Origin of the sequence: Pseudoalteromonas sp. Scap25 (genome assembly GCF_013394125.1) — a bacterium.
Taxonomy (GTDB): domain Bacteria; phylum Pseudomonadota; class Gammaproteobacteria; order Enterobacterales; family Alteromonadaceae; genus Pseudoalteromonas.
The window spans coordinates 2,942,113-2,957,796 of the sequence record NZ_CP041327.1; the positions used below are offsets into that span (position 1 = coordinate 2,942,113).

At 39.5% G+C, this 15,684-nt stretch carries 13 protein-coding genes and 1 tRNA gene; 4 read left to right on the plus strand and 10 right to left on the minus strand.

The window, feature by feature from the left end; all coding sequences use genetic code 11:
• Positions 1–14: 14 nt before the first annotated feature.
• The 4 genes from FLM54_RS13580 to FLM54_RS13595 form a co-directional block, all read right to left on the minus strand.
• Complete coding sequence (locus FLM54_RS13580) at positions 15–641, minus strand: LysE family translocator (RefSeq protein ID WP_178956644.1); 627 nt, start codon at positions 639–641, stop codon at positions 15–17.
• Positions 642–643: 2 nt separating this feature from the next.
• Positions 644–1,426: a hypothetical protein gene (locus FLM54_RS13585; RefSeq protein WP_055012408.1), complete on the minus strand. Its 783-nt coding sequence runs from the start codon at positions 1,424–1,426 to the stop codon at positions 644–646.
• A 3-nt stretch (positions 1,427–1,429) separates the two neighbouring features.
• Positions 1,430–1,900 (minus strand): CreA family protein, encoded by a 471-nt coding sequence (locus FLM54_RS13590; protein ID WP_178956645.1) that lies wholly within the window; start codon positions 1,898–1,900, stop codon positions 1,430–1,432.
• Between the two features lie 136 nt (positions 1,901–2,036).
• The gene (locus FLM54_RS13595; protein ID WP_178956646.1) at positions 2,037–5,057 is read right to left on the minus strand and encodes a TonB-dependent receptor domain-containing protein; all 3,021 of its coding nucleotides are present in this window, start codon (positions 5,055–5,057) and stop codon (positions 2,037–2,039) included.
• A gap of 322 nt (positions 5,058–5,379) precedes the next feature.
• Here FLM54_RS13595 and FLM54_RS13600 point away from each other — a divergent pair, with 322 nt between their 5' ends.
• Positions 5,380–7,497 carry a winged helix-turn-helix domain-containing protein gene (locus tag FLM54_RS13600; RefSeq protein WP_178956647.1) on the plus strand — a complete coding sequence of 706 codons (2,118 nt, stop codon included), beginning with the start codon at positions 5,380–5,382 and terminating at the stop codon, positions 7,495–7,497.
• Between the two features lie 104 nt (positions 7,498–7,601).
• Entirely contained in the window at positions 7,602–7,931 is a 330-nt protein-coding gene (locus FLM54_RS13605; protein ID WP_008114843.1) for a 5-carboxymethyl-2-hydroxymuconate Delta-isomerase, read from the plus strand.
• An 84-nt stretch (positions 7,932–8,015) separates the two neighbouring features.
• On the opposite strand, the gene FLM54_RS13610 is transcribed toward FLM54_RS13605, so the two are convergent.
• The 4 genes from FLM54_RS13610 to FLM54_RS13625 all read right to left on the minus strand — a co-directional run bounded on the left by FLM54_RS13610 (position 8,016) and on the right by FLM54_RS13625 (position 11,299).
• Positions 8,016–9,893 carry a methyl-accepting chemotaxis protein gene (locus FLM54_RS13610; protein ID WP_178956648.1) on the minus strand — a complete coding sequence of 626 codons (1,878 nt, stop codon included), beginning with the start codon at positions 9,891–9,893 and terminating at the stop codon, positions 8,016–8,018.
• Positions 9,894–10,151: 258 nt separating this feature from the next.
• Positions 10,152–10,228: transfer RNA gene (locus tag FLM54_RS13615), tRNA-Ile, on the minus strand.
• Between the two features lie 277 nt (positions 10,229–10,505).
• The gene (locus FLM54_RS13620) at positions 10,506–10,664 is read right to left on the minus strand and encodes a YqaE/Pmp3 family membrane protein (protein WP_008466367.1); all 159 of its coding nucleotides are present in this window, start codon (positions 10,662–10,664) and stop codon (positions 10,506–10,508) included.
• A 65-nt stretch (positions 10,665–10,729) separates the two neighbouring features.
• Entirely contained in the window at positions 10,730–11,299 is a 570-nt protein-coding gene (locus FLM54_RS13625; RefSeq protein WP_138606577.1) for a BON domain-containing protein, read from the minus strand.
• A gap of 313 nt (positions 11,300–11,612) precedes the next feature.
• Here FLM54_RS13625 and FLM54_RS13630 point away from each other — a divergent pair, with 313 nt between their 5' ends.
• Positions 11,613–12,278, plus strand: coding sequence for a LiaF domain-containing protein (locus FLM54_RS13630; protein WP_178956649.1), 666 nt, complete (start codon positions 11,613–11,615; stop codon positions 12,276–12,278).
• Between the two features lie 46 nt (positions 12,279–12,324).
• Here the strand turns inward: FLM54_RS13630 and FLM54_RS13635 are convergent, their stop codons facing one another.
• Entirely contained in the window at positions 12,325–12,741 is a 417-nt protein-coding gene (locus FLM54_RS13635) for a VOC family protein (protein WP_178956650.1), read from the minus strand.
• Positions 12,742–12,977: 236 nt separating this feature from the next.
• Between FLM54_RS13635 and suhB the strand changes: the two genes are divergently transcribed.
• On the plus strand, positions 12,978–13,781 hold the full coding sequence (gene suhB / locus FLM54_RS13640; RefSeq protein WP_054202669.1) for an inositol-1-monophosphatase: 804 nt from the start codon (positions 12,978–12,980) through the stop codon (positions 13,779–13,781).
• Between the two features lie 50 nt (positions 13,782–13,831).
• On the opposite strand, the gene FLM54_RS13645 is transcribed toward suhB, so the two are convergent.
• The gene (locus FLM54_RS13645) at positions 13,832–15,619 is read right to left on the minus strand and encodes a GGDEF domain-containing protein (protein WP_138606583.1); all 1,788 of its coding nucleotides are present in this window, start codon (positions 15,617–15,619) and stop codon (positions 13,832–13,834) included.
• Positions 15,620–15,684: the final 65 nt, after the last annotated feature.

Genomic DNA, 15,684 nt, shown 5'->3' on the forward strand with positions numbered 1-15,684 from the left:
TTCCTTAGGGTCTATCAAATAACAACTCGCACAGCCAGTGCGATTAAAATAATGCCAATGCCACGATCGAACCAATAGCCACTTTGTTGAAAAAAGTTTCGCACCCGTGCTTTTGATAACAATAGCGACAAAATAGAAAACCAAGCCCAGGTAGCAAGCGCCATATAAACACCATACCCCACTTGCACTATTACCGGTGTCGTTGGGCTAATCACCAAGGTAAACAACGACATAAAAAATAGCGTAGCCTTAGGATTTAATGCATTGGTAAAAAAACCACGCCGAAACGCACGCCATGATGACTCAGGTGCAAGGCTGGGTTTTGCAGTCTGTTCTGATGAGGTGTTTGAAGGTTTAGCAGCGCGTAGCGCCTGCACACCTAAATACGCTAAATAAGCACCAGCTATATATTTAAGTGCCATAAACAGCGAAGGCGATTGAGTTAACACCAACGCGACTCCCAACACACAATAAGCTATGTGTAATAAAATAGCTGCGCCTACACCTGCACTGGTCCACAGCGCATTATGCCTGCCGTACTGTACGCTTTGCTTAAGTACCACAGCAAAATCTGGTCCGGGGCTGGCCACTGCAAAAAAGTGAGCAATGGCAATTAATAAAAACTCATCAATATAGATCATAATTAACTGGCTTGCTCTGGCGAAAAAGCCAACAACAATGGGTTAGCCGACTGATTAACCAACGCTTTTATTTCTTTTTGCGCTTTTTTAAATTGGCCTCTTAAATGCGGTTTTAAATGTTTTTTAGAGTGTTTATCTTGCTTAAAGTAGCTTACTAAAGCATGCATAAATACAGTATGGGTTTCACTGAGCGTGGCTTCGCGATTGGCATATGGGTTGTAACATGAGCCACAACCCCCCTTAAACTGGTACACGGTATTGCTCATCATCACCCCAAAACCTAAAAAGCACGCTAAAGCATCCGTTGCTTGAGGTAAGAACTCTTTACCACCTGGAGGTAATACGCCTACATGATGAATTAAAATAGTAGCAAGAGTACCTGCAAAGCTAGCTACTAAATCTTGTGGCTGATTAATTTGGTTGGGGTTAAACGACACATTAATTGTATGGCTTGGTGGCACCATTAAATGGCAGTGCTCACCACGTAGATGCTCACTAAATTCAAAATGTGGAAACACCTGAGGTTGTAATTGTTGCGGTGCAACAAGTGTTATAGGCCACTCATCCATACCAGCATAGTGTTTAACACGCGCAAACACTTTACTGGCCATTTCTTCAATGCTTGAAACAGAATCAGGAAAAAACTCGACCGTTGGCAAAATAATTTGGCTGTGCTTAGTAAAAAAATTCAGGTCAAAGTTTTCTGCTGCCCAAATAAAGGTATCAACTAGCCACTGTTGTTCTTGTTCTGCCAATAAGGGCTTTGATTTAAATAGGGTTAACATAAACTATTCTTGCCCCTTCGCCCATTGCCATGCTTGTGTATTGTATAAAGGCACCGTAGAAAGCGCGTGATGATGACTGCCCGTAGATTCTTTCGTTGAGTACGATAAATACAATAACGTATGGGTTTTAGCATCATAAATGCGACGAACTTTTAACGACTTAAACAAAATACTCTTAGATGATTTAAACACGACTTCACCCGACTTACTACGGTCAATAGACTGTAATTGGTCTGCGGTAATTGGCCCTGTTTGGCGACAAGCAATCGACATATCTGATGGGTCTGAAAAGTCTAAATTAGCCTCAATGTGACTAATATGACAAGTAACCCCTGTAACAATTGGGTCTTGCTGTGAGTTAACCACCACATCTTTAGTGGTAAACAGCCCTAAACTCACTGAAGCAACATCATCAGAACACCCTGTAAGCCCTGCTAAACACGCAATTAGACTACCCATTTTGAGATACTTCATAGCAAGTCCTTCGTTCATATTAAAATTAAGTTATGTCTTATACTAAACACTTTCACTGCGATAAAACAAATTTTATAAGCAATAAAAAAGGCACGCCCGAAGGAGTGCCTTTGCAAACAAATACAGCTAAAAATTATTAAAAGCTATATTGTGCACCTAGATAAACATAGCGGCCTGCACCGCCGCCGTAACGGCTATAGAAGTTCCCTCGACCACTTGGGTAAAATGCCCCTTTGTCGTCAAATACATTATTAATCCCGCCAAATACACGTAAGTCACTCTTATCAGTCAATGCCATAGTGTAAGACGCTGATAAACTATGCTTTAAAAATGAGCCGTAGTTTTGGTATGCCAGTGGCTCAGGGTTAGCAATACAACCGGCATCGCCCTCAGCACAGCGCTCATCATTTGCAGCAACATACTCAAGGTAGTCTTTCTCATCTTCTTGGCTTGCTTTAAATGCGCCTACGTAATTCGTACGCCAGCGGATACGTAAGTCATCCATTTTCCATACAATCGACATAGCGGCTTTATCTTTTGAACGGCCATAACCTGCATACTGTGAAGTAACACTGTTACCATCTAACCCTTCATAGGTTTGTGAGTTTTCAATAATGTGATTGTAATCAAGCTTAAATGACAGGTTACCATAGCTGCCTATGTCATATTTGTAAGTTGCAACTACATCGTAACCGCGCGCTGTTAACTCATCTAAGTTATATTCACGCTGTAGTATTTTTACAATGTTACCTTCGTCGTTACGGGTAATATCGTTACAGTATTCGTTATCACTACCCCATGACGCTTCTGAGTCATAACATTCACGCATGATGTTTTCGTTACTTATTTCATCAATTGCATCAACAATGGCAATGTCGTAGTAATCAACCGCTAAGTTAAAGCCATCTAAAAACTCAGGTGAAACAGTAATACCAAAGGTATAGGTATCGGCTGTTTCTTCTTTTAAGTTTGGATTACCCGTATTTGGTGAATAGTTATTGTCTTCACTTTCAAATTCAAAGTCAGGATCATCAGCCAGCTTTTGTGCCAAGGTTGGCTCTAAACGGCAGTTATCGTGCCCTGGGTTTGTTGATGCTGCCGTTAAGCCATCACAAATATCATCAAATGAATCAAAATCGCCACGAGGAGGTGACAATAGCTCTGTAATAGTTGGGGCACGCTGTGCACGCGCATAGTTAGCACGTAGCATGTATCCATCAATTGGCTGCCACAATAATCCTAACTTATAACTGGCTACGGTGCTGATATTATCAATACTGTAATTTGCTAAACGCAACGATGTTTCTGCCGATAAGCTTTTAGCAAATGGCGCATCTTTAAGCAGTGGCACTGCAAGCTCTGCAAACGCCTCATACACTTCTACTTCACCATAAAAAGAAGGCACAACGTTAAACGTAATACCGCCCGCTTTCATATCATCACTGGTATCTAGGCTTTGCGAGTCTTTACGATACTCTGCGCCAAATACTGCAGACACATTGCCTGCTGGTAATTCATATAAATCACCGGTGATATAACCCATTACCGTATACTGTTGAATCTTCGTATCAATAATTGGATTTGTACGGATCCAGTCAGCCATTTCAGGGGTAATAGACCCTTCACCAAATAAATTAAGTGGGACACATCCTTGCGCTCGCGCTTCGGCGTCTTTACATTGAATAGTGCCATCGGCTAGCTTTTCAGCTTGCAGGGCTTGGTTAACACGTACCGTGTTTAACTCGTTACTGCGGATTTGATGCTGTTTAAATTGACCATATCCGGCAGAAATATCCCAATCCCATGTATCATCAAACATCATACCTTGCAGGCCAGCCCAGGTACGAATAGTCGTACGGTCGTTATCAGTGCTGATATTACCTACTTCACCAAAACGGCGATCCCAATAAATACGGTCTTTGTATGGGTTACTGTCAATAATTTCTTGTGGCACATATGGGTTATCAATAGGAATATAACCTGGCGCAATATCATCGATAGGATCCCCTGTCACTGGGTCGTAGCGAGGTACGTAAGCCCCTTCGTATTCATCTTCTGGTGACTTATCGTTGAACGAGCCACTCTTACTGTATTGAATTTGGAAATAACTCATGATGTCGTCTGTTACATCATAATCGACTTTTATTGCAGTCGAAAAGTTATCACTCGGCACATCAAGCATGACGTATTGCTGTGAATTAATACCATAAATTTCTTCATTGCCTTTCCAATCATCACGTAGCGTTTGACCGTCGTACCAAAACTGAGTGTCGTTATTATTATTCTCTAAAAATACACCACCTAAGGTACCATCGCTTTTGCTTGCCCAATCAGCTTGTGTAATACCGCTCATACACTGATAGCCATCAGCAGTGTACATTTGATTACACATCAGCTCATCATCGTAACTATGCGCCGCTTCTATTTGCGCTCGGTCGCGATCGTAAAAGGTCATACCAAAATCACGATCCCAGTTTGAGCTAACAAATACATAACCGCGATCATCAGCAAATGACGTTCCGTAGTTTAAATCAAGCGTAAACTCGCGACCGCCACCATCTGTTGTTTCACCGCCTCGGGCTTGAAATTCAAAACCTTCTTTTTTTGACTGGGTAATAATATTAACTACACCAGCAACCGCATCAGCACCATAAGTGGCCGATGCACCACCACTGATAATTTCAACGCGCTCTACCATGCCACTAGGAATAGTATTTAAACTGACATAATTACCACCGTAACTATTAGAGACAACACGGCGGCCATCAATCAATGTCAGCGTTCTATTAGCGCCTAAATCACGAAGCTGGACTGTTGATAAACCAGTACCCGAAATGCTTGATTGGCTGGTTGTGTTACCAATACTTTGGCTCAGTGCAGGCATATTATCGATTAATACATCTGAAAGATTGCCTAAGCCTGTATCCTGAATTGATGCTCTGTCCATGGTAACCAGCGGAGTCGTAACTGAAAAGCTATCACGCTTTAAACGCGAGCCTGTTACTGTTATTTTCTCTGGTACTTCTTGTACCACTTCTTCGCTTGCTTTAGCGGTTGATTGACGAGCAATAGCCTCGTCATTTGCTATTGCATGTCCAGATAAACTCGCTGTTATAGCCAGTGCTAAAGCGCATTTTTTGGTTGATATTTTACTCACAGACTTCCCTCATTTTTTATTATCCCATTAGTAGCTTTTTTATTAACTTTTTAGTTATTAAATCTGTTTTGTACTAATTGGTTTGTTTTACTAATAACAGGTTGTAAGTAATCGTGAATAAAAGCACAATGAGAGGTGTCTCGTTTATATCCCTATTTTACATCTATTTAATATCTATTTATTTATAATCATGGACTTATATTTATTGTGTTAGAATGTTGTAAAATTGAATATTAACTAATTATCGTGTTACTTTGCATTAAACAACACGTACAAACATCGCTAATAACTCATACTAGGAAGAGGTTTAAATACACATACTATGAATACTCAACAGCCTTTTTCAATTGGAAATTGCCAAATATCGGCGTTTGAAAATAAGCTGTTTTGTGCTGATAAAGCCTGTATTTTACAACCTAAATTTATAGAGCTGCTGACCTACTTAGTAGCGTGTTATCCAAATGCGGTGAGTCGCGAACAACTAATCGAAAACGTATGGGATGGTAATCAATATGTGGGTGAGAAAGCGCTCACTAATGCCATATGGCACCTTCGTAAAAGCTTTAAAGAGCTTGACCCCGACAACACCTACATAGAAACACTGCGTAAAACAGGTTATCGCTTAGTGCAAAAACCGATAATGCCAAACGCGCAGAACAGTATTAATACATCCTCTACTCGCCCTAAATATATTTTCGCTGTAGTCATGGCTATCGTGGTCTTGTTATTCGCTGGTGTCTGGGGTTATAGCGCTTTTAGCGATGAAAATAAGCCACTTGCGCTATCGCAACAAGCAGAGCGGTTATACGATCATGTTGAAACCATTACCACCAGCCCAGGACGAGAGTTGTTCCCCGCTATATCCAGCGACAGTCATTTTTTAGCATATTCTTGGCGCCGCCCTGGTCATAAAGCTAATTTATACTTGCGTGATTTACATTTACCCGAACAAGCAGCCATCGCTCTTACCGACACCCCATTCATTGAAGGTCGAGCGGTATTTAGCCCCGACTTAACTTTTATTTATTATTATCGCCGCATCTCTGGTCAAGGCTGCGAGGTTATTCAGCAAAATATTGCCTCAGGAAATACCACGATTTTAGGGAAGTGTGGTAACAAAGCGAGTACCGATATAGACATAAATGCCCCGGGCACACAACTGGTTTATATTAGTGAAGATCAAACAAATACTCTGACTCAACTTAACCTTGTTGATTTAACCTCATCGCCATACACAGTTACTCAGATACCTTGTATTTCAGCATGCCAATATACCGATGAGTCGGTTGTATTCTCCCCAGATGCAACTCAACTTGTAGTATCGCGTAACTTACCAACGGGGCTTGAAGAACTATTTTTAATAGACATAAAAACAGGTAATGCAAAGCAACTAACCACTGGGTTCATTGATATGAGAGGCGTTGATTGGCACCCCTCTAAAGCGCAACTCGTTTTTTCTGGTGTGAAAAAAGGTAAACGCCAAGGGTACTTTTACAACCTTAAAACACAACAAATGATTAATGCCCGCATAGATGGCTTAAGCTACCCAGAATTTGCCAGTGATGGCAGTTTGTATTTTCATCAGTGGAATATAGACTCGGCTTTAATGCGTTTAGAGGTTAATAATGCGGTTGCAAGCTCTCCTTTCCCAGTATTATCGAGCCATTTTAGTACCCGCTTTCCTAATTACAATAAAACCAGAAACAAACTCGCGTTTGTCTCTAATGAGTCGGGCTCAATGGAATTGTGGACCGCAAAAAAAGACGGTACGTCTCGAAAGCAGCTCACTAATCTCAATGCCAATATTTACAACCCGGTATGGTCGCCAGATGGTGATTATATTGTTTTTGTTGCCTCGCATCCTAGTGGTCATGCGTTATACCTGTATGACTTTAATAAACAAACCAGTCGATTATTACCTACGGGCTTTAGCGATCATGGTAAACCGAGCTGGGCTGCAGATAGTAAAAGCGTATTAGTTTCTGATGATCAGCACGTGTATCGCTTAGACTTAAGCACTAATAAGCTTATACAAGCTGTAGAGGCTCCCACGCTATACGCTTATGAAAACAAGCAAGGCGCTTTAATTTTTGCCAACCAAGCAACCAATCAACTATGGATCAAAGGCCCTAAAAGCCAAACTGAGCAACTACTGGTTAGCGATATTAATTTATCAAATCATAATTCGTGGTATTTTTTTGAAGGCGATACCTTAGCGACATCACGTATTTACTATTTTAATGTAAAACAAGGTGATTACCGATTAAGTTATTACGACCTCTCAAAAAAAGATCACCATGATGTAATAAAGCTTCCTGAGCGCGCATTTAGCCGTACTTCTGGCTTAACTTATATTACGAGTGCAAACTGGCTGGTGTACTCTTCGTATAAGTCACCACAAATTGATATAAAACGTATCAACCATCAATATTTGCCATAAGGGTAACAGCTTAAACCAAATTTAAAAAATTAAGCTTCCTAGGGTTAGCGCGTACAAACCCGTTTGGTATAATTAAACAAACCAATCTTAAGAGGATACGCTAAATGCCACACATTATTATTGAACACTCAGAAGATCTGCCTTTATTGCCTCAGGTTCTAGTGGAAAAAATCCACACAACAACATTTGAAAGTGGCTTATTTGATTTAGAAACAATAAAAACTCGTGCTATTGCGTATCAACATTACCAATTAGGTGTGGGTAAAGAGGGGTTTATTCATATTGCAGTACATATTATGGCTGGGCGCTCTATTGAGCAAAAACAAAAACTAAGTGAGCAGTTACTAGCGTGCCTACAAACATATTGTAGAGCTTCTGATAGCTTAAGCGTTAATATTTACGAAATGAATCACGAGATTTATCGTAAAAATTAACCGCTGTTAAAACATCATAGTTATAGGCAAGTGCTCTATAACTATGATGGTATCCCCGCTCTGCTAATTTTTATAAAACCGCGGTTAAAGCGTAAACTTACCTAGTAAATCCCTTAAAATATTCGACTCTTTATTTAAGCCACTACAAAGCTGCTCTGACTTTTTCATATTTTCTTTGGTTTGCTCTGCCGAGTCGGAAATCATCACAATATTTTGGCTAATTTCTGAGGTTGCTAACGTTTGCTCTCTCGTTGCGGTAGCCACTGAGTTATTTAACTCGCTTAACAGTACAATTTCCTGTGAAATACCATTTAATGTATGGCCTGTTTCTTTTAATCGCTCGGCATTTTCTAAGGTGTTTTTGCTACCCAATTCAATCGCAGTTACCGTGCTTGAAGCTTTAGCATTTAACGAAGCAATCATCTCATTAATTTGCTCTGTAGACTCCGCAGTACGCTGTGCAAGCGTTCTCACTTCATCAGCAACTACTGCAAAGCCACGCCCTTGCTCGCCAGCTCTCGCCGCTTCAATTGCCGCATTTAACGCCAATAAGTTAGTTTGCTCAGAAATCCCTTTAATAACATCCAATACATGAGAAATTGATTTAATCTCTGTCGAGAGCTCTAACACTGAGGCCACAGAATTGGCCATCGATGCTTCCAGCTGCTCCATTTGTTTAATTGTGCTTTGCACAAAATCAACGCCTTTATGTGTAGTCTCTTCGGTTTTAGTAGCAATATCTGCCGCATTGCTGGCACTGCCAGAAATATCTTGAACCGTAACTTCCATCTCATTAACCGCTGCCGCCACCGTTTGTGTACTCGATGACTGTACCTCAGCTAAATTAGCCGCTCCTTGTACTTGCTCAAGTACATCTTGGGAAATACCTTTAACATGAATTGCCGACTCAGAAACCTGTTTAAACATATAATGTAACTGCTCTAAAAACAGATTAAACTTAATCGCTAAATCGGAAATTTCATTATTATCGTCAGTAGGAAGTCGCGCCGTTAAATCGCCATCTTTTTCTGTTAACGCATTCACTGCTGCAGTAATGCTTTCGATTGGCCTAAATATTTGCCCTACCAACACGCGTGCTAACGCTAAACCTACAAGCGCAATAATTACACCAAAAATGATATTAGTACTAATAGCGCTATTAATTGGGCCATATAATTGCTCTTGGGGAATTTCAGCGACTAAGTGCCAGCCTAATGAGTTTACTGGCGTACTTGAAACAACATAGTCATCACCATCAATTACTTTACTTTGAATTGCCCCATTTTTAATCGGCGCCAAGTCAACTGATTGACCTATTTTAGTTTTATCACCATGCAGCATAATCTCGCCACTACCAGAGGCCAAATAAACTATACCGCCCTCACCTATTCTATATTCGCTTATGAGATCCACCATAGAATCGAGCGAACGGCCTATTCCGGCAATTCCTTGTCGTTGCCCATCAAACTCAATGGCATAATTAATAAATACCATTACCTCAGAGCTGCCTTTATCTATGTCGAGCGCAACTTCAAATGGCCTATCCGATGCTAAAAAAAAATCAAACCAAGTATCACTGCTGTCTATTTGTCTGGAAATACCCTCATCGGTGTAATAGTTGCGGGAGTTTTTAGAAATAATAAATGCGTTACTGGCTTGGTTTTTATTTTTTATATGTTTGAGGTAATCAATAAATTTTCCACGGCTTTGCGCATCTTCATTATTATTCATCCATTGTTGAACAAATAAGTTTTGCGCTATTTCCTTGCCTACAATAATGGGTGTCGAAAGCTCCAATTCAATTTGGCTTTTCACTTCACTAAGCGCTGTAGGTAGATCTACTTTAGCTAGCTTTTCTTCTGTATTTGAGCGAATACTATTGGAAAATATTAGAGTAGATATTGCTAAAGGAGCAACAACAGCCAGAATAAGACTGAGGTATACTTTTCGTTTCAATAACATAGAGCACCTAAGAAGTAACTAAGCGAAATTTTATATACTGCACACAATTAACAGTAGCGATATTAAAGGTTATTAAGTAAAAATTTTTATAATAAAACCCCATAACACTTTAATAGTAGATTCAACTGTGTTTATTGCAATGTATTCAATAGAATTAATACAAAAATCAGTGCACTGGTAAAAATACGATAGAAATAACAAAAATGAATTTATAAACTAGGAAAATGAGTTTCTATTTACTTGAAAGGCTTTGAAAAGTGGTGGCCCCTCCCAGACTCGAACTGGGGACCTAACGATTATGAGTCGTGTGCTCTAACCAACTGAGCTAAGGGGCCATTTTTGTATAACTGTAAACAGTTAATTTTTGAAGCGTTTAGCCACAGAGCGACTAAAGCGGGTTGCAGTATAAAAAGTTTTTAGGGGCTTGTCACTAGCAAAAAGCTTTATTTTAACAATCAAGGGGCTAACTGCTCAAATAGTAGGCTTTTAGATTTATTGATGGTGACTTCGAGGAAACGAACTCATTAAATAATAGTAGTCTGAGTAACTAATACACATACCTTACGATGGCAATTAGCAACTCAGTATTAAATGTATTACTGCGATATGGCGTTATTTTTTGGCGATAATATAAATCGCATGAATTAGTCCTGGGAAATAGCCGAGCAAGGTTAGCAAAATATTTAACCAAAAGTGCATCCCTAACCCCACCTGTAAAAATACACCCAGTGGTGGTAATAAAATAGAAAAAATAATTCTGATGATATCCATAATTTAATCCTTATAATGTTAGCAAAGCAAAAAGCCCAGCAGGGCTGGGCTTTTAGTATAGTGTATTATTCTGCAATAACAGTTAATTCATCAACTACTTCGCGAACATCTTCTGCGTTTTTAGCAATTTCCATCGCTAATTGCTTTTCAGCATCAGACTCAACTGAACCTTTAAGAGTTACTACACCATTATCGGTATCAACATCAATGTCTGTACCACCTACTTCAGAATCAAATAAGTAACGCGTTGTGATAACTGTTGTGATTTTGGCATCGGTCAAATCACTTTCCGTGTCGTTACCCATCATTTTAGAATCATGCTTCTTCATGTCGGTGTTTTTTACCACAGTTAGACTGTTTTCAACGTCAGTTACACCATCTAGGCTTAGCACGAGTTCTTCAGCAAGCTCTTTATCTACGTCGCTGTTTACTTTACCTGTTAGCATTACCTTGCCGTTTTTTACGTCCGTGTTGATATCAAAGTTGTTTAGATTGGTGTTCATCAGCAGTACTGTTTCTGCCTTTCCATCAATCCAAGCATCTTTGCTTTCGTTTTCCCAACTGCTTGCTTGAGCGCCCATTGCGGTTGTTCCTAATACTAGGGCTGCAATCATAGACTTATTAAATGTTTTCATAATCGTTCTCCATTTGATTAAAGACACTTTAACTAATGCGAACATCGGGCCAATGTTTTTTACGCATTAATTTCAATGACTTAGTCAAAACAAGCCAATGCTGACTTAAACCTACAAAGTAAACATTTACAGACCATTGCGTAAAACTTTCTCGAATAGCGAAACTTACTAAATAATTGTATATTTGGTTAATCTGTCGTTAATATAATAAAAAACGAAGAAACAAAAAACATAAAGCACTGATTTTAAATAAATTAATATTTGGTATAAGGCTTGCTCTGAAATAGCCAGCAACCTTAAAAGGATAATTTAAATGTCTGTTAAAATTGAAGACCGCCCTATCGAGCAAGTTCGTGAGCAAGTAATTGATCAACTCATTTATAATTACAGCCATGGTGTCATTTCTGTAGAAGCATTTGAAAGGCGCTTAGACGATGCAATGGCAGCGAGTAACAATAACGCGCTTATGGCCCTTGTTGAAGATTTAACCTTAAATACTGATCAGCAATATAAGGCGCAAAAGCACTCGCAGTTTTCACCTAACTATGGTGCGCAGCATAAGGGGAGTGAAGAGCCACTCACATTAAGAAGCATTCTTGGCTCAAGTGAACGAAGCGGCCAATGGGTCGTTCCTCAAAAAATTTATATAGAAAACTACATGGGGTCAATCAATCTTGATTTTACGGATGCTATTTTTACCCACCAACATGTCACTATTCACGTTAATTGTTACCTCGGCAGCGAAGAAATATATGTACCTGAGCACGTTAATGTAGTTTCTAAAATGTTTTGTATTTTAGGCAGTTTTGAAAATAAAACAGTTTCACTCAATAAACGCCAAGGGCCAACGATTCAAATTGAAGGAAAAACTGTTTTAGGCTCTGTGGAAGTTAAAGTTAAACGCACTATTAAAGAAAAATTTATTAGCTTTGCAAATGATCTGAAAACTCAACTTGGCATGAATGGTAAACATTATTAAATATGCTAAACATTTAATGAAGCCAAAATTGTTGGCTTCATTCATATTATAAGTCGTTATTTCGCTCACTAGGTACATCACTCATGTACTCTACAAACTCAACCTCAAACCCTGCGGGATCAATATAATAAATGTTCTTTCTAAATGGATTTACAGCGCCTTGCTTACTTATTTCAAAGCCCGCATGCTTTAGGCGCGCTATTACTGCATTTAAGTTATTGGTTATATAAGCAAAGTGTGCCAAACCAATTTGATGCCCTGATAAGTCACGGTTTTTCCCTTCACCGTGATCACTTATAGCAATATATTGATCGTTATCACCAAAATGTACCCAGCGCCTTGCTTTACCATACCAGGTTCCTTCTCCCTCACTTCTAATTGACCAATAGGGAAACGCTGCTTGGTAAAACTTAAGCATGGCGTTTATATCACTGACAACTAAATTTACGTGTTCTAATTTCATAATTTTCTTCCTGTTAATTGAATATAGAACATCATAAAACCTCAAGCTCACTTTAGGTAAAGCGCTAATTTACAAATTTATTGCTTGTTTTTATTTCAATAAATATATCGAAAGATCATAGCTGTACAAAAAACACTCATAAGTATTTAGGCTTTATGGTTTACTTTATGGCAAAAACCGCTAAAATACGCCGGCTTAAATATATAAACGTTCTTTTACAACCCAAAGGTAATACCATGCATCCAATGTTAAACATTGCGGTTCGCGCTGCGCGTAACGCAGGCAAACTTATTCTTCGTGCAAGTGAAGACTTATCAAAAGTTGAAGTGCAACAAAAAGGCACCAATGATTTAGTTACTAACATTGATAAAGAAGCCGAAGCCGTAATTCGTGACACTATTTTACGTTCTTACCCTGATCACTGCATAGTTGGTGAAGAGTTAGGCGAACACAAAGGTAAGGATGCTGATTACCAATGGATTGTTGACCCACTTGATGGCACAACTAACTTCATCAAGGGTATCCCTCATTTCGCAGTATCTATTGCACTTAAAGTTAAAGGTCGTTTAGACCAAGCCGTAATTTACGATCCAATTCGTGGCGAGCTTTTCACTGCTTCTCGCGGTCAAGGCGCACAGTTAAACAGCAAACGTTTACGTGTATCTAAAACTGTTGAACTTGCTGGTTCTGTTCTTGCTACAGGCTTTCCTTTCAAACAAAAGCATCACTTAGATGCATACTCTGAAGCGTTTAAAGCGTTATTTGTTCACACGGCTGATATTCGTCGTGCAGGCTCTGCTTCGCTAGATATGGCGTATGTTGCAGCAGGTCGTGTTGATGGCTTCTTTGAAATTGGTTTAAAACCTTGGGATACAGCAGCAGGCGAGCTATTAGTTAAAGAAGCTGGCGGCATGATTGTTGATTTTGCTGGCGGTAATAACTACAACGTGAGCGGTAACGTAATCTGTGGTGCACCTAAGCTAACACAGGCGATTGTTCGCGAAATGCGCCCAGTATTATCTGAGTCGTTATTACGTTAATCGTAATTACGTACTAAAAAAAGGAGCCTAGGCTCCTTTTTTGCTTTTTGTTAGCCACTTTTTTTACTATTGGATAAACGTACAATAGCGGGAGCAGGCCTTCTTCGATTACATATAAATAAGTAGCTGTGACGATAACGTTTTGCTTCTTTTTTAGCATCTGTCGCTAATGCCGCTACTTGATGACTATTTTTACACTGCTGCAGATCAGGCTCAACTAAACCTATCGATAATGTAAGTAAAGGTACAAACTGCTTTTCGCCCTCTCGATTAGTTGCCCAATACCCTTTTCCAGCAATATGCTCTGGCGTAAAAAACACGCGTGACTGTAGTTCAAATTGCGAGATAATAGTATTACAAATCTCCACCGCATCTTTTTTTTCAAACACCACCATAAAGTCATCGCCGCCAATATGCCCGACAAAATTAGCGCTGTGCGCACACGCTTTTACAGTCACATCGGCCAGAAGTTTTATTACGCTATCCCCACTGGCATAGCCATACAAATCGTTAAATTGTTTAAAGTGATTTAAATCGATGTAGGCTAGTGAAAATGGCTGTTTATGTTGCAGACGCTGCTCTATTACCTCACTAATTGCTACATTACCCGGTAACATGGTCAAAGGGTTAGCATGTTGAGCGTGGCGGATTTTTTCTGCTGTAATGTGCTTTAGTATGTCTCTGAGCGGTGCCAAGCCTAAATATTTATTGTTGCAGGTGATAACAATATGGCGACGAATATCAAAGTCTTGCTCTGTTATTTGCTGGGAGACAATATCAAGCATTTGATTTTCATCAACCACCAAAGGTTGTTTATCCATTAACTCAGTGACTTCACATTTATCATAAAGTGCATGCCCATAAGGCGCGGCAAACACTTCTGTTAGCTGATCTTTGTGTAACAGCCCTATTGGCTGCTGACTGCTATTTAATACCGGTAAGCTGATTATGCTTTTGTCTTGCTCAAAAAGTGCATGAGCTTCTTTACAACGCGTATGACTGCTAATAGCAGGCTGAGCAACAGCAAGCACACCTATTGCCATTGATTGTTCAAACTTTGAGGCGGCTTGGGTCGAAGTGAGCGATTGTAACTGTTTACAGTTGTAGTCATAACTTGGCTGTTGACTCGGTCTTTCTAACAAGAACCCCTGAACATGACTTATGCCTATACTTTTAACTAAATCTAGCTCTTCGGAACGTTCGATTCCCTCTGCAATCACCGCTGTATTTGTTGCCCGTGCTAACACCATAATTGATTTTAGAAATTCTTTTTTAACTTCGCTTTGATCGCAATGATCAATAAAGTAACGATCAATTTTTACAATATCTGGGCATAACTGCGACCATTGCTTTAGTCCTGAATAACCTGCACCGAGATCGTCAATAGCAATAGTAAAGCCTAGCTCTCGATAATGAGCGATGGTTTTTAACAGTAAAAAGCCATCATCTACTTTTTCTTGTTCAGTTACTTCAATCACCACTCGATTGGCAGCAAGACCAAACTGTTCAATTAAATGTAAGGTTTCGCCTTTAGGGTGGCTCGGATCGAGTAGAATTTTTGGGCTGACATTTAAAAATAACTTCCCTTGCAGACTGAGTTTTACAAAATTTTCAATGGCGCGAGAACGGCATAAAAGCTCAAGCTCTGAAATCAATTGGTATTTATGAGCCGCTTCGAATAGCTTATTTGGCATGGCTAATGGACCATTTTTAGGGCCACGGCTAAGCGCTTCATACCCAATAATAGATTGCTTAGCTATATCGAAGATAGGTTGGAACAAGGTTGTTATTGCTCCTTGTTGTAAAATTGATTCTAAGACTTGTCGTTGCTCAGTCACTACTAGCTCAAATAAAAATTTAATAAGAGCAATAAAATACCAACTGAGTATGACTATTATGTGAC